The sequence below is a fragment of the Paenibacillus sp. TY11 genome, from assembly GCF_059772165.1.
The window spans coordinates 1-18,597 of record NZ_JCBAIQ010000008.1 but is presented as its reverse complement, the minus strand read 5'-3'; the positions used below and the strand labels follow the sequence as shown (position 1 = coordinate 18,597).

General features: G+C 45.8%; 14 protein-coding genes and 1 pseudogene. 3 read left to right on the top strand and 12 right to left on the bottom strand.

The window, feature by feature from the left end; genetic code table 11:
• The 8 genes from AC6EJC_RS10505 to AC6EJC_RS10470 form a co-directional block, all read right to left on the bottom strand.
• Nucleotides 1-792 (bottom strand): type II secretion system F family protein, encoded by a 792-nt coding sequence (locus AC6EJC_RS10505; RefSeq protein WP_444953915.1) that lies wholly within the window; start codon nucleotides 790-792, stop codon nucleotides 1-3.
• Nucleotides 789-2,036, bottom strand: coding sequence for a TadA family conjugal transfer-associated ATPase (locus AC6EJC_RS10500; RefSeq protein ID WP_444953914.1), 1,248 nt, complete (start codon nucleotides 2,034-2,036; stop codon nucleotides 789-791). Before AC6EJC_RS10500 ends, AC6EJC_RS10505 begins: the two co-directional genes overlap by 4 nt.
• A 15-nt stretch (nucleotides 2,037-2,051) precedes the next feature.
• The gene (locus AC6EJC_RS10495) at nucleotides 2,052-3,209 is read right to left on the bottom strand and encodes a P-loop NTPase family protein (protein WP_444953913.1); all 1,158 of its coding nucleotides are present in this window, start codon (nucleotides 3,207-3,209) and stop codon (nucleotides 2,052-2,054) included.
• Between the two features lie 519 nt (nucleotides 3,210-3,728).
• Nucleotides 3,729-6,056 carry a histidine kinase gene (locus tag AC6EJC_RS10490; protein ID WP_444953912.1) on the bottom strand — a complete coding sequence of 776 codons (2,328 nt, stop codon included), beginning with the start codon at nucleotides 6,054-6,056 and terminating at the stop codon, nucleotides 3,729-3,731.
• Nucleotides 6,057-6,274: 218 nt separating this feature from the next.
• Nucleotides 6,275-7,162, bottom strand: a complete 888-nt coding sequence (locus AC6EJC_RS10485; protein WP_444953911.1) for a metal ABC transporter permease — start codon at nucleotides 7,160-7,162, stop codon at nucleotides 6,275-6,277.
• Nucleotides 7,159-8,088, bottom strand: a complete 930-nt coding sequence (locus AC6EJC_RS10480) for a metal ABC transporter permease (protein WP_444953910.1) — start codon at nucleotides 8,086-8,088, stop codon at nucleotides 7,159-7,161. Before AC6EJC_RS10480 ends, AC6EJC_RS10485 begins: the two co-directional genes overlap by 4 nt.
• 5 nt (nucleotides 8,089-8,093) lie before the next feature.
• Entirely contained in the window at nucleotides 8,094-8,858 is a 765-nt protein-coding gene (locus AC6EJC_RS10475; protein WP_444953909.1) for a metal ABC transporter ATP-binding protein, read from the bottom strand.
• A gap of 14 nt (nucleotides 8,859-8,872) precedes the next feature.
• A complete protein-coding gene (locus AC6EJC_RS10470; RefSeq protein WP_444953908.1) occupies nucleotides 8,873-9,844 on the bottom strand; it encodes a metal ABC transporter solute-binding protein, Zn/Mn family in 972 nt (323 codons plus the stop codon).
• A gap of 237 nt (nucleotides 9,845-10,081) precedes the next feature.
• Between AC6EJC_RS10470 and AC6EJC_RS10465 the strand changes: the two genes are divergently transcribed.
• A complete protein-coding gene (locus tag AC6EJC_RS10465; RefSeq protein WP_444953907.1) occupies nucleotides 10,082-10,879 on the top strand; it encodes a DUF3153 domain-containing protein in 798 nt (265 codons plus the stop codon).
• 17 nt (nucleotides 10,880-10,896) lie between these two features.
• Here the strand turns inward: AC6EJC_RS10465 and AC6EJC_RS10460 are convergent, their stop codons facing one another.
• The 3 genes and pseudogenes from AC6EJC_RS10460 to AC6EJC_RS10450 all read right to left on the bottom strand — a co-directional run.
• Complete coding sequence (locus AC6EJC_RS10460) at nucleotides 10,897-11,322, bottom strand: thiol-disulfide oxidoreductase DCC family protein (RefSeq protein ID WP_444953906.1); 426 nt, start codon at nucleotides 11,320-11,322, stop codon at nucleotides 10,897-10,899.
• 130 nt (nucleotides 11,323-11,452) lie between these two features.
• Nucleotides 11,453-11,779, bottom strand: a complete 327-nt coding sequence (locus AC6EJC_RS10455; RefSeq protein WP_444953905.1) for a hypothetical protein — start codon at nucleotides 11,777-11,779, stop codon at nucleotides 11,453-11,455.
• A 124-nt stretch (nucleotides 11,780-11,903) separates the two neighbouring features.
• Nucleotides 11,904-12,017 (bottom strand): annotated as a pseudogene (locus tag AC6EJC_RS10450) (Ohr subfamily peroxiredoxin); the annotation flags it as partial.
• Between the two features lie 191 nt (nucleotides 12,018-12,208).
• Here AC6EJC_RS10450 and AC6EJC_RS10445 point away from each other — a divergent pair.
• Together AC6EJC_RS10445 and AC6EJC_RS10440 are read left to right on the top strand one after the other, a co-directional pair.
• On the top strand, nucleotides 12,209-13,099 hold the full coding sequence (locus tag AC6EJC_RS10445; RefSeq protein WP_444953904.1) for a manganese catalase family protein: 891 nt from the start codon (nucleotides 12,209-12,211) through the stop codon (nucleotides 13,097-13,099).
• Between the two features lie 235 nt (nucleotides 13,100-13,334).
• The gene (locus AC6EJC_RS10440; protein WP_444953903.1) at nucleotides 13,335-14,654 is read left to right on the top strand and encodes an Nramp family divalent metal transporter; all 1,320 of its coding nucleotides are present in this window, start codon (nucleotides 13,335-13,337) and stop codon (nucleotides 14,652-14,654) included.
• Between the two features lie 78 nt (nucleotides 14,655-14,732).
• Here AC6EJC_RS10440 and AC6EJC_RS10435 read toward each other — a convergent pair whose 3' ends face one another.
• Nucleotides 14,733-18,569 (bottom strand): non-ribosomal peptide synthetase, encoded by a 3,837-nt coding sequence (locus tag AC6EJC_RS10435; RefSeq protein ID WP_444953902.1) that lies wholly within the window; start codon nucleotides 18,567-18,569, stop codon nucleotides 14,733-14,735.
• Nucleotides 18,570-18,597: the final 28 nt, after the last annotated feature.

Here is an 18,597-nt window from a genome sequence, read left to right as displayed (position 1 = left end):
TTACACTTCAATCTTCATAATGTGGTTGATCCACACGAGACAGCCGCCAAGCACCAGCAGACAAAAGGTAGACAAAATCATACCTGTACCGCTGTATAAGGGCATCATGTAGTCTCCCGCTGTCATTGTCATAAACAAAACAAACAAAAAAGGCGCCGCAAACATAACCCTCGATTCAAAACGTTTCTGCGCAATCATTACACCGATCTCCTGCTGAATTTCCAGCTTCTCACCAATGACACTTGAAGCCCGTCGTACGACTTCCACCAGATCACCTCCGGTTCGTTTGCAAGCCGCAAATACGTCCGCAAAATTCGTAATATCCTCCATCTGCGCCCGACGAGCCAAATCCTGCAAAGCAGCCTCTACAGGCTGTCCGATTTCGAGACAGGCTGTAATAATGTTAAATTCAAAGATCAGATCGTGATCTCCATCCGGACTAAGCAACCGCAAATCCTCTACAGCCTCACGAAAACCATTCTCTACCGACCTTCCCGCTGAAAAAGAAGACGAGAGAGAATATAAAGCTTGCTTAAATTGGATGCTTAGAGCAGACCTGCGTCGTTGCAGCAAAAATTGCCTAAAATAACGAGGCGTCACCACAGCTCCGGCAGCGCACAGCAACGATAATATCCATTGGTGATAAAATAGATAGCCGATCATCGCGAACAGCACGCCACTAAAGAAAATACACAGACTTTTTTGCACAGTCGATAATGTATATACCGTATAATCTGGCAGAGAAGGGACCTCACGTGATACTTGCTTGGCAGTCGCTTTTCCTGTCTTCATGCCGATGCTCCTCCCCTGTGCCAGCTTTCCGGCTTGATCCCGGCCATTTGCAGCTTCAAAGTATGTTGCAGACCCTCGCCACAACGTTCCAAACCTCCTACGATTCGCCCCTTACTTTCTCCACGTTCCTGAAAGCGATAAAGAGGATTAATCGTCACCTCACCATTTTCAAAGCCAATCACTTCGCTAATTTCCAGCACCCGTCTGGATTTGTCGCGCAACCGTGACAGATGAACGAATATATCAATGGCCGAGCTGATCTGCTGCCGAACTACTCCAAGCGGAAGCTCTGCCCCTCCGAGCACCATCGTTTCCAGCCGGCTGACCATATCGCGGATATTATTCGCATGCCCAGTTGACAAGCTTCCATCATGGCCAGTATTCATCGCTTGCAGCATATCCAATGCCTCACTCCCCCGGACCTCACCCACCACAATACGGTTGGGTCGCATACGCAGGGAGGAACGAATCAGATCACGAATCGTGATTTCTCCCTTCCCCTCGGTGTTCGCATTCCGTGTTTCCATGGAAACCAGATTAGGGACAGTCACAATTTGCAGCTCTGCCGAGTCTTCAATGGTAATAATCCGTTCAGACGACGGGATAAACTGGGATAATGCATTCAGAAAGGTTGTTTTACCAGAACCCGTTCCTCCGCTTATAAAAATGTTGTACTTGCTACGTACCAAGTCCTGGAGCATAGCAGCGGCTTCTGCATCCAGCGCACCCATTCGTATCAAGTCATCCATCGTCATGGGACGCTCGGGAAACTTCCGTATTGTCATCGTCGGACCCTTGAGAGCAACTGGCGGCAGCACAATATTTACGCGTGACCCATCCTTTAATCGTGCATCCACAATGGGGGAAGCCTCATTCACAATTCGGTTCACCCCGGCTACAATCGTCTGGATTAAATCCTCCAGCCGCTCGCGGGACTCAAATTGATCGGGTACCTGCATCACCTCACCAGCCCGCTCCACAAAGATTTCCCGGTGATTGTTGATCATAATTTCCGTAACGGTCGGGTCGTCAATCAATGGCTGGAGTACATCCAGCCCACGGAAAGAGTTAAAAATCTTGCGGACAAGTGCGTGCTTCTCTCGGGAAGTTAAGCCCGTCAGCTCTACGTCGTGTAAAATTCGATTTTCTATATGCCGCACCAGATCCGCATCCTTAACCGAGGATGTTACGTCAAGCCCATTACGGATATCCGCTCGCAATGCCTTAAACCGTTCCTCATTCATGTTCATCAGCCCCTTTTAAGACCAAACGGCGGGCGGATGTGTTACACTCTCCACATTCAGCAGCTCGCGGCACAGATGACGAATTTCTCGCTGATAAATCGGTGAACTAAGCAGCAGCTCACGGTGCTGCATCTGCTTCCATGAAGGTATATAGGGTAACGCTCCGTTCAGCTCCATGAAGTCACGAGGTAATGAGTTGACCATAGTTCCCATATAGCGGTTCACCACAAAGCTGGTTTTGCATATCATATCTTCAAGCCCTTCAGGCTGCGTGGTTTCTAAAACATCTAGCCATAATCCGCACTTGTGCATGCTCATTAAATCGTCTGCCAGCAGCCAGATCAGCTTATGACTGGCTTCAAGCACGGCTTGAGCCCGGTCACCTTTTTCAGAATCGCCATCTACGATCACTACATCATACTGTCCGCTTTCGGCAACTGTTCGAATCAGTTCTTTCGCTTCATCACAAGTCATGTCCGTCAGCTCCTTGCGATTATAGACAGGTTGAAAAGTATCCGCCTGGATTTCAGGGCGACGAACACAATAGGCTGCCACAGATAATGGAATGCCCTCATTCCCCTCCGCCTTGAGATCATATAGCAGCCTGGACAGCCCTTCTCCTTCTGCTCCGCTAGAACCGCCTGAACCTGTGAACAACGAGCTTGAATCCACCGTCTCCAGATTCAAATAGAATACCGAATACCCTTCATTCCCCAGCTGTTTAGACATATTCAGCGCGACCGTTGTCTTGCCCAATCCACCGGAAGCTGCCACCATGCCGATAATCATTCCACCTTCCCGGCTGTTTACGCTTTGCCGACCGATCGACCTCTGTCTCGCCGTTTCCAAAATAAAACCGACCAGCTCAGATAAAGGCTGATATTTTAATAAAGGCTGTCCATATTCGCTCACTTGTTCTCCCTCATGCAATACCAAACAAGGAATATCTGCATCTTCCCTGTCTGTCCATAGATTCAAAAAAGCCGCTTCACCTACCACCACATCCGGTCTTTTCATTCCGCTGGTTTCCATCATGTATTGATGAAATGCCTCCGGCTGCGAAAAAGCCGTTATTCTCAGCCTTCTGGCGTACTCGCTTCCGTGAACATAATTCAGCAGCGGCTCAATATAATCCCGGCCTTCTACAGCCAATACCACTTTCACTGGAACCATAACGCTCATCCCCTTTCCCAACACAACAACGCAAAAAAGCACCGTTCATCCATCCGTAAGTACATACGGTTGGTGAACGGTGCTTCCGTCACGTGCAATCTATTTACTGGTAGAATAGCATAGCGCCTATATTAGAGCAAGTATTTTTTGTGCAAGTATCTTCCCAAAATCTTCGTACTAGGAGAAGGCGGGCAGTCTAGCCCCGCCTCCTACTATCTTCATCTTAGTAGAATTTGTGGTGACGACGATGACAGTCATGATGGCGATGATGGCGACGTTTCCGGCAATGACATTTCTTATCAAAATCTTCATGTTTAAAGTGATCACGTTTAAATTTAGGTTTAAACTTAATGACAGTCACCTTAATGATCTTCTTAAATACACGTTTTTTTGGCTTTGAAAAATGACAATGTTTATACATGTTTAACTTCGCCTCCAATTCTTTGAGATAGAATATACTATGGAAGCACTGAACAACCGGAAACCAACATATGACTATTTATGAATGAATTGGGCATTTTAACGATCTGCCTCCAGCTTGATATACGGATCATAATCCGCCACGATTAAAACATCCATATGACGTGCTTGGCGGAGAATCCTTGGCACAACCGCAACCTTCCCCCAACGGCTACTTCGGGAAGACTGCCCCACGATGAGCTGCGTACCTGTATATCCTTCCACCGGAGCAATCAAAATGTCGGCAATCTCCCGTCGGCTGGAAACAAGCCGAATTACAAAGGTTCCTCCCAGTCGGTGGGTCAGCATCTTTAGCTGTTCCAGACGAGGGTTCAGCCTCTCGGGTATACTCTCACCGACATGAACATAAGTCACAATCCACACAGCCTTCAGACGAAAAGCGATACGAAAACCGCGGCGAATCAGCCTTTCAGCATTTTCGCTTAGCGTCACGCCTACGAAGATCACTTCCTCCCTGCGCCACGGTCCCCGAAGTGATTCGTGTCGATCCCAGGATTCCAGCCGCTCATCTACGTCATCTGCCAATTCCCGCAAAGCAAGCTCACGCAACGCAATCAGATTACCTAGTTTAAAAAAGTGGCTAAGCGCCTGTTCCACTTTCGCAGGATCGTATATTTTGCCATCACGCATACGCTGCTGCAACGATTTTGGAGCCACATCAACAAGCTGTACTTCATCGGCCAGACGCATCATACGGTCGGGAACAGTCTCTCTCACCCGTATGCCGGTAATCTGTTCTACAGCGTCATTCAAGCTCTCCAGGTGCTGTACATTCATTGTAGATATAACAGAAATACCTTGTTCCAAAATGGTCAGCACATCCTCATAACGCTTGGATCTCAGACTTCCGGGGACGTTGGTATGTGCCAACTCATCAATAAGTACCACCTCGGGATTGCGCCTGAGAATGGCTTCGGTGTCCATTTCTTCCAAATGTGCGCCATGACGCTCGATGGACTGACGGGGAATCATCTCCAGAGAGCCTACTTGTGCCAGTGTTTCTGCTCTTCCGTGCGTTTCCAGCAATCCGATAACCACATCAATCCCGCTCTCCAGCAGATCATTTCCCTCTCTCAGCATCGTGTATGTTTTGCCAACCCCCGGAGCAGCACCAATGTATACCTTGAGCTTGCCCCGCAGGATTTTGGCTGCCTCAGCCTGTGCTTCCTCAACGCTCAAACGATGATATGGATCATTATCTCCTTCCTCCTGTCTCATCGTTGGCAAAATCCGCTCCCCCTCCTGCTCGGCTCGGTCCGCAATCAGCAGCAGATCCATGTTTTTCATTCGTTTTAAAATCCCGTTCACCAGCGATCCTCTTACCAGCTCCTGCCACGGAGTTTGTCGAGAATGCCCCATGACAATTCGGGTAACATTATGCGCCACCGCATAATGGATAAGTTGACGAGGCAGCCTTCTGCGGGAAAAAAGCGGGATTTCTTCAAATGTCGATTCGATCTTGTCAGCCAACTGTTCAATTGAACGCTTGAAGGCTGCTGATTCCTTGGACAGTTTGCGCTTCGAGCTGACAAAGGAGACTACCAGCATATCTCCACCCAACCGCTTGGCGACCTGTTCCCCCCTGCGTATATAAATGGACCCGTTCCAATGGTATTGGACAGGCACCAAAATACGCTCTGCGGCTCCTGAAGCCCCGTGCAAACCTAACTCCTCCCGATGCCGTTCCAGCGAATCATTCACATCCTCTGCTACCAATCGCAGAGCGAGCTCACGCAATTTACCCAGATTTCCCCGGTGAAACATCTCAGGATTGGGTGTATGCATGTAACCTTTCGCCAGCCGTTCCAAAATCGTCTCCGGTGTGACATCAATCAGACGAATTTCATCCGCCAGCTCCAGTGTATCGACCGGAACCGTATATTCCGCTTCAAACCCTGTCAGCTGATACACCCACTCCGTAATCCCTTCAAGTTCATAAACATTGACCGTCGTAATGACGCTAATTCCCAGCTCCAGCAAGTACCGAATATCCTCCAGCCGTGTTGGAAATGGGGCGTCTTTCCGGTTATGATGTGCCAAATGATCCACCAGTACCACCTCGGGATTTCGTGCCACCAAAGCTTCCACATTCAAATCCTTCTGCTCCTCGCCATCCTTCATCCAATGGATACTGGGCACTCGCTCTAGCGAACCGACCTGCTCCACGGTTTCACGCCGCTGCATGGTCGAGACCGCACAAATCACAACATCAATACCTTCATGCTGCAGCGATTGTCCCTCCTGCAGCATATGATACGTCTTGCCCGAGCCACTGACCGCACCAATGTATATTTTGAGTCTGCCCCGATGCAGTTTGTTAATAGAATCCAGTATTTCCTCTGGTGATTTACGTTTGAAGCTCTCCACTTTCGTTCCTCCCCGCAACGTAACAGCTCGTTCCGTCCATTCTTGTATGGTTGTAATGAATGTACTCCCGTGTCCCAATCAATTCAAGATGATCAATCAAGCTTTCACCAAAAAAGGCCGCATAGGATAGCATAAGCGCAAAAAAACGTGCATTCAGGCACTTTATGCCCGTCTGCACGCTATTTTGGGTAACTCATATGGGGTCACTTGCTATGGAATCACTTGCTATCTTCGCCAACGATCCCCCGTTGTTGAAATAACTTTTGCCATACCACACCATGGGACGGGGAAAAGAGAAAAGCCAAAAGCAACAACACACCCGATACACACAGCATACATGCCGCAATAGAGGCATCCAGCACACTTGCCGTGTAAAAGCCTACGATCGAGCTGATGGCCCCAAATCCGACGCTGTATACAATCATACGAGACAACTTTTCCGTCAGCAAATAAGCGGTAAGGGGGGGTACAACGAGCATTCCAACCACCAGAATCGCACCCACGCTCTCAAATGACGCCACCGTCGTTAACGAGACGAGACTCATCAGCAGATAATGAAAAAAAACAACCGGAATGCCCAACGAAGCTGCCAATGCGGGATCGAAGGAAGTGATTTTAAATTGCTTGAAAAAGCCCCCTACCACGAGCATATTGATCAAAAACATCGCGCCCGTAATCCACACAGCCCTCGGACCGACATCGAAGCCAGCAATCTCTAACGTATTCCACGGCACATAAGCAATCTCCCCATACAAAACGTGATCCATATCCAAATGGACATTGGAAGCAAACACGCTGACCAGCAAAACACCTATGGCAAACAATGTCGTAAACACCACACCAATGGCAGCATCACTTTGCAGACCACTTTGTTGGAATAGCTGAATCAGGTACACCGTTAGAAGACCCAGCACGGCCGCGCCAAACATCATCCACACCGAGTCCTTTGATCCGCTGATTAGAAAGGCAATAACAATTCCCGGCAGTACCGCATGACTAATTGCATCACCGATCATAGCCATTTTCCGAAGCACGAGAAAGCAGCCAACGATACTACATCCCCCTGCCACTAACATTCCCGTCAAGATCACATAAAATGAACTCATAGGGCACGCTCCTCTCTTGGCTGTGTTCCGACTGCCTGCTCCAGATTTTTTCTGGCGTTCAACCGAACGATAGCCTTGGAAATCATCCCGCGCTGCGGCGCAAAAATCAGGCTCACACCAAACACCACAGTCGCACACAACACGCACAATGGTCCTGTAGGCAGATTTTGCCCCAGAGAGCTAATGACTGTCCCACCAAGGCCCGCTATAGCACCAAACAAGCCTGATAGGCACACCATGACACCCAGCTTCTCTGTCCAGTATCTTGCCGACACTGCCGGGGTAATCAGCAGGGCAGCCATCATAATGACACCCACTGCCTGAATGCCAGCAATCACCGCAATGACAATCAACAGCATCAACAACTTATCCAGCAAACCTGCTGGAAAACCAAGTCCGCGGGCAAAGCCGGGATCAAAGCTAAGCAGCTTAAATTCCTTGAAAAATAATATACATATTCCGATAAGCACCACCGAAATTGCCGCCATCGTATAGACATCAGACAATACCATTGCCGCAGCCTGGCCAAACAAAAATTTATCCAATCCGCTTTGGTTTCCTGCGCCACTATGCTGAATTTCAGTCAACAACATAATGCCGAAACCAAAAAATACGGACAGCACCGCTGCAATCGCTGAATCGCTTTTAATTCGCGAATACCGAGTTAACGCACTGATAGCAAAGGTCGCAACAATCCCTGCAATGGCGGCCCCAATCATAAATCCAAACACGGATTTTGTACCTGTAATCATAAAAGCCACACATACCCCCGGCAAAGCCGCATGTGCCAAAGCATCTCCCATGAGCGACTGCTTGCGCAAATACATAAAGCTGCCAATCACCCCGCTGCTTAAACCGAGCAAAATGCAGCCCAGCAAAATCCACTGCATATTCGGGTCGGTCAAAAGCGTTGCCAAGCTTGTCATACCGCTCACCTCACTCCGAGTATCGTGCCCGAATCCGGGCCTGTTTTGAGTATACTCAGACGTCCGCCATACGTACGTTGCAGATTTTCCTCGGTAAAAATATCTGCCGTCTCTCCAAACGCCATCAGATGCCCGTTCAACAGCATAACCTGGTCAAAATAATCCGTGACCGTAGATAAGTCATGATGAACGACAAGTACGGTTTTCCCCTGCTGTTTCAGATCGTTGAGCAATGAAATAATGGCTTTTTCTGTTGCAGCGTCCACACCGACAAACGGTTCATCCATAAAATAAAGCTGAGCGTCCTGCGCGAGTGCTCTGGCTAAAAAAACACGTTGCTGCTGGCCGCCAGACAACTGACTGATCTGCCTGTCTGCATATTTGCTCATACCTACCTTGTCCAGACTCTCCATCGCAGCCTGACGATCTGCTGCTCCCGGACGCTTAAACCAGCCCAGTCTGCCATACCGTCCCATCATAACCACATCCAGTGCATTCGTCGGAAAATCCCAATCCACCGACTCCCGCTGCGGTACATAGCCAACCTTGAGCAGCTGTTGCTTATAGGGCTTGCCATAGACCAGCACCTCGCCCCTGAGCTTTGGAATCAGTCCAAGCGCTGCCTTGATCAGTGTAGATTTCCCAGCCCCGTTCGGGCCGATAATACCAATCAGCTTGCCTTCCGGCACCTCAAAGGAAACATCGAACAGAACGGGCTTTTTTTGATACGCTACCGATAAATCACGAATCACAAGTGGTGAATGCTCCATGTATCTTTGCCTCCTTATTTAAGAGCTTTAACAATCGTATTGACGTTATGCTTGACCATCCCAATATAGGTGCCATCTTCCGTGCCTTCTTCACCCATCGCATCCGAATACAGCTCACCGCCAACCTTTATTGTATGGCCCTGCTGAGCCGCCCCTTGTATGACCGCATCTATGGCCTTTCTCGGAACACTGGATTCTACGAATATAGCCTTGATTTTATGCTCCACCAGATAATCTCGCAGTTTGGTCACATCTTGAGAACCTGCTTCTGATTCTGTGCTCATGCCTTGAAGTCCTCTTACTTGAATCTGGTAAGCGTCTCCAAAGTAGCCAAAAGCATCATGGGCCGTGACGAGTACGCGCTGGGCCTCCGGTATACTGGCAATCTGCTCTCTCGTGTAATCGTCCAGCTCTCGCAGCTCAGCGAGATAGGCTTCTGCGTTGGCCTTATAATCCTCCGTATGAACAGCATCAAGCGCCGACAATTCATCTCTAACGGTTTCTACCGCAGACATCCAGTTCTGTACGTTAAACCAGATATGTGGATCATGCTCGGACCCCATTTCCGGGCTACCTGCACGCAACTGATCCTGGGCGATGTTTTTGGACACGGGTATGACAGTTTTTTGCTTGCTGATTTTCTCCAGAATGTCCTGCATTTTTCCTTCCAGATGCAGCCCGTTATAAAAAATAATGTCGGCCTGATCCAGCTTGCGCATATCTCCCTGAGAAGCCTTGTACAAATGCGGGTCAACACCTGATTTCATAATTCCCGTGACCTCCACATGATCACCGCCGACCTTGCCGACAATGTCAGAGATCATACCGATGGTAGCCGTAGCCTTTATTTTTTGTCCCGCCCCTCTCTCAGTTCCCTGCTCCATCTTCTTAGCATCGGTACATGCAGTCGCTAGAACCAGAACTAGAGATAATACTCCAACCGTCGTTACCCATCGCGGCAAAGCCTTCTTAAACTGCTTGTTCATGTTTTAAAAACCTCCTTCGAATATTCGTTTTTGGACAAACTATTTCCTTGAGACAATTATTTTTTACCTGTACTATATTTTAGAGTATACACTAAAGTTTTTACCTAAGGAAACATTTTATAAAATATTAATCTTATCTATTTCGTTATACCGTTCGATTTTGGCTCTCCGAATGTGTAATATATAGAAGATATCCAATCGTTAAATTAAAGAATGTATATAAAGAAGGTGCAGGTCATGAAGCCAACAGGATACAGCCCTTACCGGGACAAGCCCCGACAATATCGAACACGAAAAATACTGCTCATTTTTATGCTGGTGTGCTGTCTACTTGCCCTAACTTCCTGTGCTCGAGGTGATATCCATGTAGATGTTCATCTCGATCAGAGTGTAGATATGGATGCAACGTTCAGTGTAAACAACCAGACACTGTTGATGTTGGACAATCCCGGGCTGCTCGATCGATTAGTCCAACGTTTTCAAAGCAACAATGTAGACGTTCAGCCACTATCTGAACAGGGAAGAAAGGGATATCAAATCAAGGGGCATTATCAGGGAGATTGGAGTACAAACGAAAAAAATCCCGATCAGGGATTAAATCTGCCTGAGGGATTAGAGATACAACGCGCTGTGAGCCAACATTTTTTCACAACGAATATTGATCTTACGATGAAGCTCGATCTGCCACGGATGCTTCCTGAAGAAGCTCGGGGACTGAGTGAAAAATTAGAGCATATGAATGTGTTCGCACGCAAATTACTGGAGCGGCAACTGGATCTCAACTTTAGTCTATCCTTCCCCATCCAACCTGCTACCAGCAATGCGGACCGTGTGTCGGAAGACGGAAAAACACTGTATTGGGACATTGCTCCATTGGAGTCTAACGAGCTGAAATTGTCCGTTAACGTACCCAATTTACGACATATCGTGTATGTAGCTGTTGCGGGTCTGATACTGATCGTGGTCACTGTGATATTACTGATTCGACGCCATCGCTCCAAAAAGAAGCCTGACTCCTCCGATACTGAATCCTGAGTTAAATAAAAAAGCAACTAAAAAAATCGTTGCCTAATTTCTGGTGGGGGGATCTGACATTGATCCTCTTCATCCTTGCCAAACCAACGATATCGGTTACGCGCCACCCAGTTATAGACAGCATTGCGCACAAAGCGGGGAACCAGGATGAACACATAGGCTAAGGGGTATGGAAAACGAAGACGTTTGGCAATTCGCAAAGCCGCGGTTGACCTTGTATAATACATACCGTCTTCAATCAGCACGAACGTATCCAATTGATCTGTAGATAGTCCTCCTGCACGTAAAAGTTCTTGTCCTGCCTCGGATTGCAGGGAACCAAAATGAAATGTCCCCTTAGGGTCACGCTTGATAATGAAGCGGGCCGCTCCCTGACAAAAGTGGCATACCCCATCCACCAATACAATTGAATGATCTGAATGAGAATGATCAGACTGGTTCATAAATGCATCTCACCTCCAGGGAAATCAACGGCATGAATACAATCAGCACAACGATATGAATATAAACAAAAAAACGCCGAAAGTATCCGACGCTTGTTTAGAAATGTTTAGTCTTTACCTGTTCGAAAAACTAGCTTAATGCTTTCTCAAACAGCTGTTTCGTATTAATTTGCTCTAAAAACTCATCATGGAACTTATCCATACACTTGCAGATAAAATCCTTATGGCATACCGGGCAAGGCGTCGTTAGCAGTCGACTAATATTCGTCAAGGTCCACTCCGGATTACGTTGAGAAAAAACGCGGCACTCCGTTCCATCGGCCAAACTCATTTTAAACTCATAAAGCCCTTCTTTTTCGTTGCTGCCAGCCAGCGTGAAATTAACAATATTCGGTCTGTAAGACATCATATCACCCGTATTTTTCAAATTTGTTTCGTACCTGATGACCAGAATCACCTAAGCCATCTTAATGAATTTTGGCGATGATGTCAAATGGTCGCGAATCTCTGCGAATCAATATCTATGTGCAAAAGCTGCCTATGAATCGGCGACCAGAGTGTGAAGTTTATAAACAATGCAGTCAAATGACGTTGAGCTCGACATCAATGTTACCTCGAGTTGCTTTGGAGTACGGACAAAAATCATGCGCTTGGCGTGCCAAATCTTCGGCCTGTGAACGATCAATACCCGGTATCATCGTCATGTTAATACATGATTTCCTTCTCGTATGTACTTTAAACGAACCACACAAAATGAATCATTGGAAGTATGGATGTTAACCAGTGCATTTTACCGTTTAATTCCACTTCATCGTGTTTACATCATATGTTATAAGCCCCTAACTTGATGGGCCGTCTACATTCACCATTTAGGAGGTAAAAGACTATGTTCATGCGCATGGATCGTTTATTGATCGACATCCCAAGACTTAAGGAACCAGATCCCAACGCGGCTGCTGCCATTCAGGAGCTGCTAGGCGGTAAATTCGGTGAAATGTCTACATTGAACAACTATCTCCACCAATCCTTTAATTTTCGGGGACGGAATAAGGTAAGGCCATTTTATGATCTTGTAGCTAATATTACAGCTGAGGAATTGGGACATGTCGAGCTTGTTACCACCGCCGTCAACATGTGTCTTGAAGGCTACACCAAGCCGGGAGACCCGGACGACGCCCCTTTAAAGAAGGGTAAGGATATGCGAAACTCGCATCATTTTATCGCATCTGCCCAGACTTCCATGCTTGCCAATTCGATGGGACAACCCTGGACAGGGGATTATGTGTTTAATAGTGGTAACCTGGTGCTGGACTTGCTGCACAACTTTTTCCTGGAATGCGGAGCTCGGACTCACAAAATGAGGGTATACGAAATGACCGACAACCCTGTCGCACGTGAGATCGTAGGCTACTTGCTGGTACGGGGTGGAGTCCATGTGATGGCCTATGCTAAAGCGTTGGAAAAGCTTACTGGCGTAGAAATGACCAAAATGCTTCCGATTCCGAACTTGGAGAATAAAGCCTTTTCTGAAACACGTAAATTCGAAGAAAAAGGTTTGCACCGGGCTATTTATCGTTTCAGTCCGAATGACTATAAGGAAATTGATAAAATATGGAACGGCGTACACCCAGAAGATGGACAGCCTTTGTATGTTAAAGACGGTCCTCCCGAAGGAGCCCCTATCCCAGATCTGGAGGAAAAGCCAGAAATGTTCTCCCCAGGGCTATCTTCGGAAGAAATTGAGGAACTGGCTGCACGGCTCTCCCGCAATATTTAAAAGATGTAATTCAGAAAATCCCAAACGACCAAGCTGCTCTCCTTAGAGCGATATAGCTTGGTTTTTTCCATTGTTCAGCTTTATAAGATTGCCCTATTGCTTCAAAAATACGATTAACTTGCTTGACCACATAAAAGTTGCACTAGACAAAAACTATTGTGGGTGTACAATAGGAATAACACAATCGTTATGTCACTAATAATATATTTCTACATGAATAAAGAAGGTGAAGCGTATGAAAAATATAAAGGGCAACTTCGCGGAAATCGCTTCACTGTCGGAAGTGAATCGTTCCTTGAGCGTCCCGAAGGACGGCACCTGGTTTCGGAAGTTTCTCGCCTTTGCTGGACCAGGCTATATGGTCGCTGTCGGCTATATGGACCCCGGCAACTGGGCAACAGACATCGCCGGCGGATCGAAATTCGGCTACACGCTGCTTAGTGTCATCCTGATCTCCAACCTGATGGCCATCCTGCTGCAAGCCTTATCCGGCAAGCTTGGTATTGCCACAGGTAAAGATTTGGCTCAAATGTGCCGCGATGCCTATAGTCGTCCTGTTGCGATCGGCTTATGGCTTTTATGCGAAATTGCCATTGCAGCCATGGATTTGGCCGAGGTCATCGGTTCAGCCATTGCGCTGAAATTGCTGTTCGGTCTACCGTTACTATACGGAGTCATCATTACCGCATTTGACGTTATGCTCATTTTACTGCTGCAAAACAAAGGTTTTCGGGCATTGGAAACACTCGTCATTGTGCTGATGGCGACGATTGCCGGCTGTTTTGGCATGAATCTCATTTTGGCACAACCGGAATGGGGCGGCGTATTGGGCGGCTTTGTACCGGACTCGCAAATTTTGACGAATCCAAGCATGCTGTATATTGCCATCGGTATTATGGGCGCAACCGTAATGCCACATAACCTGTATCTGCATTCTTCTATTGTACAAACTCGCAAATTTGAGCAGACTTCAGCAGGGAAACGGGAAGCTATTACATTTGCAACTTGGGATTCCAGTATAGCTCTGATGTTCGCTCTATTTATTAATGCCGCCATCTTGATCGTGGCAGCTGCTGTATTCCATACGGCAGGAAGAACAGATGTAGCAGAAATTAGTGATGCCTACTACCTGCTTTCGCCACTACTGGGAACCACACTTGCGAGTATACTATTTGGCGTGGCGTTACTCGCCTCAGGCCAGAATTCGACCGTAACGGGTACGTTAGCGGGACAAATCGTTATGGAGGGCTTTTTGAATCTTCGTCTTTCACCTTGGTTGCGTCGTCTGGTGACCCGACTTATCGCTATCATTCCAGCGGTCATCGTCACTGCTATCGCAGGTGAAAAAGGTGCGGAAGAACTGCTTGTGCTGAGCCAGGTTATTCTGTCCATCCAGCTTCCCTTTGCCATCATTCCATTATTGCTCTTTACCAGTGACAAAAAGATTATGGGTGAATTTGCAAATAAAATGTGGCAAAAAGTATTAACCTGGATCGTGACCGCTGTCATCATCATCTTGAATGTGGTACTTATTATTCAGACGATTTCAAGTTGACAGACTGTTTGGATGTAACCAGTAAAAAAAGAGGTATTCCAGGAAGCAAAATAGCCCTGGAACACCTCTTTTTATCGTTTATTTTTCCAATATGTTTAGAATCAACTCTGCATTCTGTTCAACAAATGTAGCATCAAGCATGCTTTCATGATCTCCATAACCATCACAAATGGAATACTCCCCAATTGTAGAATGCTCCCACATTCGGATATCTCCACGTATATGTTTACTTTGACTCTGAAGAGATTTAATAACATGAATATGAGCCGAAACTTGTCCAGAATTCATTAAATTATCCAAATAAGCATAGTATCTTTGAATCTTCTCGCCAACATGGAGATGAAAAAAATCTCCTTCACTTTGCAATTGTGGATATTTTTCCAACAAAAGATCTACCGTTTCTTTCGCATATTTATGACTCTCTTCCGTTGTAAGCCGCTCTGAATTTATTTCTGTAATGTAAAATGAGTCCAATAAAATGAGCTGGCGAATCTTATCTCCCTGTTTTTCAAGGGCCTTTGTAATCTCAAATGCCAAATTGCCTCCCGCTGAAATCCCTAGAAATACGTAAGGTCCCTCAGGCTGAACTTCTTTTATAAGGCGGATATATTCTGCAATGAGACGGTCTTGTTCGATCTCAAGAAAATTGAAACTATACAATCGATAGGAACCAAGGAATTCAGCAAGCCTTTGATATACAACCCCTAAAGCCACTACCGGCGGGAAACAAAATATGTTCCGGTCTCTTTCTCCCTGTGGATTAAACAACATTCTTTCGTTAGAAAGGTCGCTAATCTGCATCTCATATGAAGAAACTAGGGAGGCCAACTCTCGAATAGTCGGTGTCACAAATATCTGTCGAATCGGAAGCTCTATTCCGTGCCCTGTAGCTAGTCTCGCCACAAATTTAATTACACTTGTCGAATCCACCCCCAGTTCAAATAAAGAATCGTCTACGCTAATGGAACTGTACTCCAAAATCTCTTCCCAGATTCGTACCATAATGCACTCCATCTCCGTCACTGGAGCTTCATATTTCTTTTGAAATATGGTTTTAGCCGATGGCTCTGGCAGTGCTTTTCGGTCTAATTTCCCATTAGGTGTTAAAGGAATTTGTTCAAGACAAATAAAATGGGTGGGCACCATGTAATTTGGCAATGCACGACTAATACCTTCTTTAATATCCTGGATGTTCAAACTTGGTTGGGTCACAATATACGCGCACAGTATTTTATTTCCTCTCGAATCAGGGGTATACAAAACCACTGCTTCCTTTACTCCAATAATTTGAAGAATTTGATTTTCAATTTCGCCAAGCTCTACACGATGACCACGGATTTTTACTTGCTGATCGTTACGTCCCAAAAATTCAATATATCCTTTTGAATTCAGAATTCCTTGGTCTCCAGTGCGATACAACCTGCCAAACTTCGGATGATTTAAGAATGAAAATGCCGTTTTGTCTTCTTCATGAAGATAACCTTTGGCTAGGCCAACACCTCCAATGTAAAGCTCACCTTTTACACCTACTGGACAAAGTTCCTGATCATAATTCAATACATAATAAGTTTGGTTAGCTAATGGCATTCCGTAAGGTATGGAGGCCCAATCTTCATGCACTTCATAAACAGGATAATAAATGGACCAAATAGAAGCCTCTGTTGCCCCACCCATACTTACTACATTCGCGTGAATATATTGTCTGCGAATTTTATCCGGTAGACTGAGAGGTATCCAATCTCCACTAAGAATGACCAAACGCAAAGAACTGTTTTTCTTGCGCGATCCAGACGACCGGTGCATACTATTCCAGTAATAGCAGCTTTCCTCTTCTTCTCCAAGCACATGGTTCAACATCAAGTCCATTATAGCTGGCACGGAGTTCCAAACTGTAATTTTATGTTCCTCCAGTGTCTTGGCGACTTCTGTAATATCACGTTGATCATCAATAAGTACTAAAGCCGCTCCAGCCGCTAACGCTCCAAATAGATCATAAACCGATAAATCGAAACACATGGATGATAATCCAATTATACGATCCTGCTCATTCACATTGAATTTACGATTTATATCCTGCACCGTGTTAGCTACCGCCCCATGTGTAACAATGACTCCTTTAGGCTGGCCTGTACTGCCTGAAGTATAAATCACATAGGCTACATCATCCGGATCATGTTCGACCTGGAGAGCTTCACTAGAATAAACTGCTAATCCTTTCTTAACGTATAGTTCCGGTTCCAACGTTAATTTACAACCACTGTGATCCCTAATATATTCACAACGTTCCTCCGGATAATCAGGATCAATCGGTACATAAGCCGCTCCGGCTTTCAATATACCTATTATATTCACAATGGTTTCAATACTCCGATTGGCTAATACACTAATAAAATCACCACGGCACACGCCATATTCATGTAAATAGCGAGCCACCCTATTCGAGCGTTCATTTAATTCCTGATAAGTGATATGGCTATTCTTATAAATCACTGCAATTGCCTCTGGCCAACGAACAACTTGCTGTTCAAACAAGGAATGGAGTGTAATACTTGGAATTTTTTCGCAAGTATCATTAAAAGCTGAGATCAGCAGATGATTTTCACGTCCCCATGGGAACCTATTTCCTGCATCTGAGTTTAAGGAAAATTCCAGCAGCATAAAGTACTGGTCAAACATCGCTTTAATTAATACCGAATCAAACAGTTGTTCAACATAATCCCAAGTGACCGTGAGTCCGCCATCTACTTCCAGAACCTGATAATCTAAAAACACTTGGGAAGTTTGAGAAACCGCTGTCTTTACATCCCCCATATAATAAACAGAATCATCTGTACCTTTTCCTGTATCCAGTAACATGCTTGTGAATACAATGGGCATCGCTGCCTTATGGGTTTCAACACCACGTTGACGTATAATCTCTCTGATGAATTGAATTCCGTCGTAGTGCCTATGTTCGAGCGCCTCCATCAACACGTTTTGCACGGATTCAGCCTGTTCCCAGAAAGATTTCCCTCCTTCAAGCGTAATGTCAAGCAACATAACGGATGTAAAGTCCCCAATCATCTTATATACATCTTTATGAAATGGATAACGATTAAAAATAGTACAATTGAGCGCCAATTGGGATTGATTACTCCAGTATGACAACACTTTGGCAAATACAGTACACAGCACTGCAGTTGGTGTCAGGTGATTTTTTTGTGAAACTTGCTTTAGCTTTTCGTAAAGTTCCCTATTGCAGTGTTTGGTTACCCTTTTGAATCGCGGTTGTACAATCAGGCTTGGTGAGGAAATATACGGTAAAGCAGGAGGATCAGGAAAACATTCCAGTTTATCCATCCAGTATTGCCGATCCCTCTTATATATTTCCGAGGATTTGAAACCCGTATAAGCCATCATGTAGTCTCTAAAAGTAATGTCCACGCCTTCCAAATCTAAATCTGGATCATGGTAAAATTTCATAATTTCCTGATGAATGAATTGAAAGCTTGCCCCATCCGTTATTAACATGTCATAACCAATAAAAAGGTAAAACATTTCTGCAGAACATTGATAAGCCTTATACTCAAATAGAGGCCACTGATCGGTCTTGAAAATATAGTGAGACATGCGCTCTCTTTCCGTCAGTATTCTCTGTTCCTGGGCTTCCTTGGAGAGATCCTTCATCTGGATAATCTCAATATGATATTCTGGAACATAATTTAATATTTGTTGCTGTCCGCTCGGCAAGATAATCGTTCGCAACATAGCATGGCGTTCAATAACTTTTTGTAGGGCTCGATTAAACCGATCCATGTCCAATGAAGTTTCTAACTCAATATATACATGAGTTGACACTCCGCCCATTTCAAAATGGTCCTCGCGTCCCATCAGATAAGCCATTTGCACATCCGTTAGCGGAAACGGTTCATACATATGCTCCGGATCAGGTATTAACTCCGGA

Excerpts from the sequence above, each read along its gene's own strand:
- AC6EJC_RS10465 (WP_444953907.1), top strand. The coding sequence starts at position 10,082 with ATGAAGCCAACAGGATACAGCCCTTACCGGGACAAGCCCCGACAATAT.
- AC6EJC_RS10495 (WP_444953913.1), bottom strand. The coding sequence starts at position 3,209 with ATGGTTCCAGTGAAAGTGGTATTGGCTGTAGAAGGCCGGGATTATATT.
- AC6EJC_RS10445 (WP_444953904.1), top strand. The coding sequence starts at position 12,209 with ATGTTCATGCGCATGGATCGTTTATTGATCGACATCCCAAGACTTAAG.
- AC6EJC_RS10485 (WP_444953911.1), bottom strand. The coding sequence starts at position 7,162 with ATGAGTTCATTTTATGTGATCTTGACGGGAATGTTAGTGGCAGGGGGA.
- AC6EJC_RS10475 (WP_444953909.1), bottom strand. The coding sequence starts at position 8,858 with ATGGAGCATTCACCACTTGTGATTCGTGATTTATCGGTAGCGTATCAA.
- AC6EJC_RS10480 (WP_444953910.1), bottom strand. The coding sequence starts at position 8,088 with ATGACAAGCTTGGCAACGCTTTTGACCGACCCGAATATGCAGTGGATT.
- AC6EJC_RS10500 (WP_444953914.1), bottom strand. The coding sequence starts at position 2,036 with ATGAATGAGGAACGGTTTAAGGCATTGCGAGCGGATATCCGTAATGGG.
- AC6EJC_RS10460 (WP_444953906.1), bottom strand. The coding sequence starts at position 11,322 with ATGAACCAGTCTGATCATTCTCATTCAGATCATTCAATTGTATTGGTG.
- AC6EJC_RS10435 (WP_444953902.1), bottom strand. The coding sequence starts at position 18,569 with ATGTATGAACCGTTTCCGCTAACGGATGTGCAAATGGCTTATCTGATG.
- AC6EJC_RS10505 (WP_444953915.1), bottom strand. The coding sequence starts at position 792 with ATGAAGACAGGAAAAGCGACTGCCAAGCAAGTATCACGTGAGGTCCCT.
- AC6EJC_RS10470 (WP_444953908.1), bottom strand. The coding sequence starts at position 9,844 with ATGAACAAGCAGTTTAAGAAGGCTTTGCCGCGATGGGTAACGACGGTT.
- AC6EJC_RS10440 (WP_444953903.1), top strand. The coding sequence starts at position 13,335 with ATGAAAAATATAAAGGGCAACTTCGCGGAAATCGCTTCACTGTCGGAA.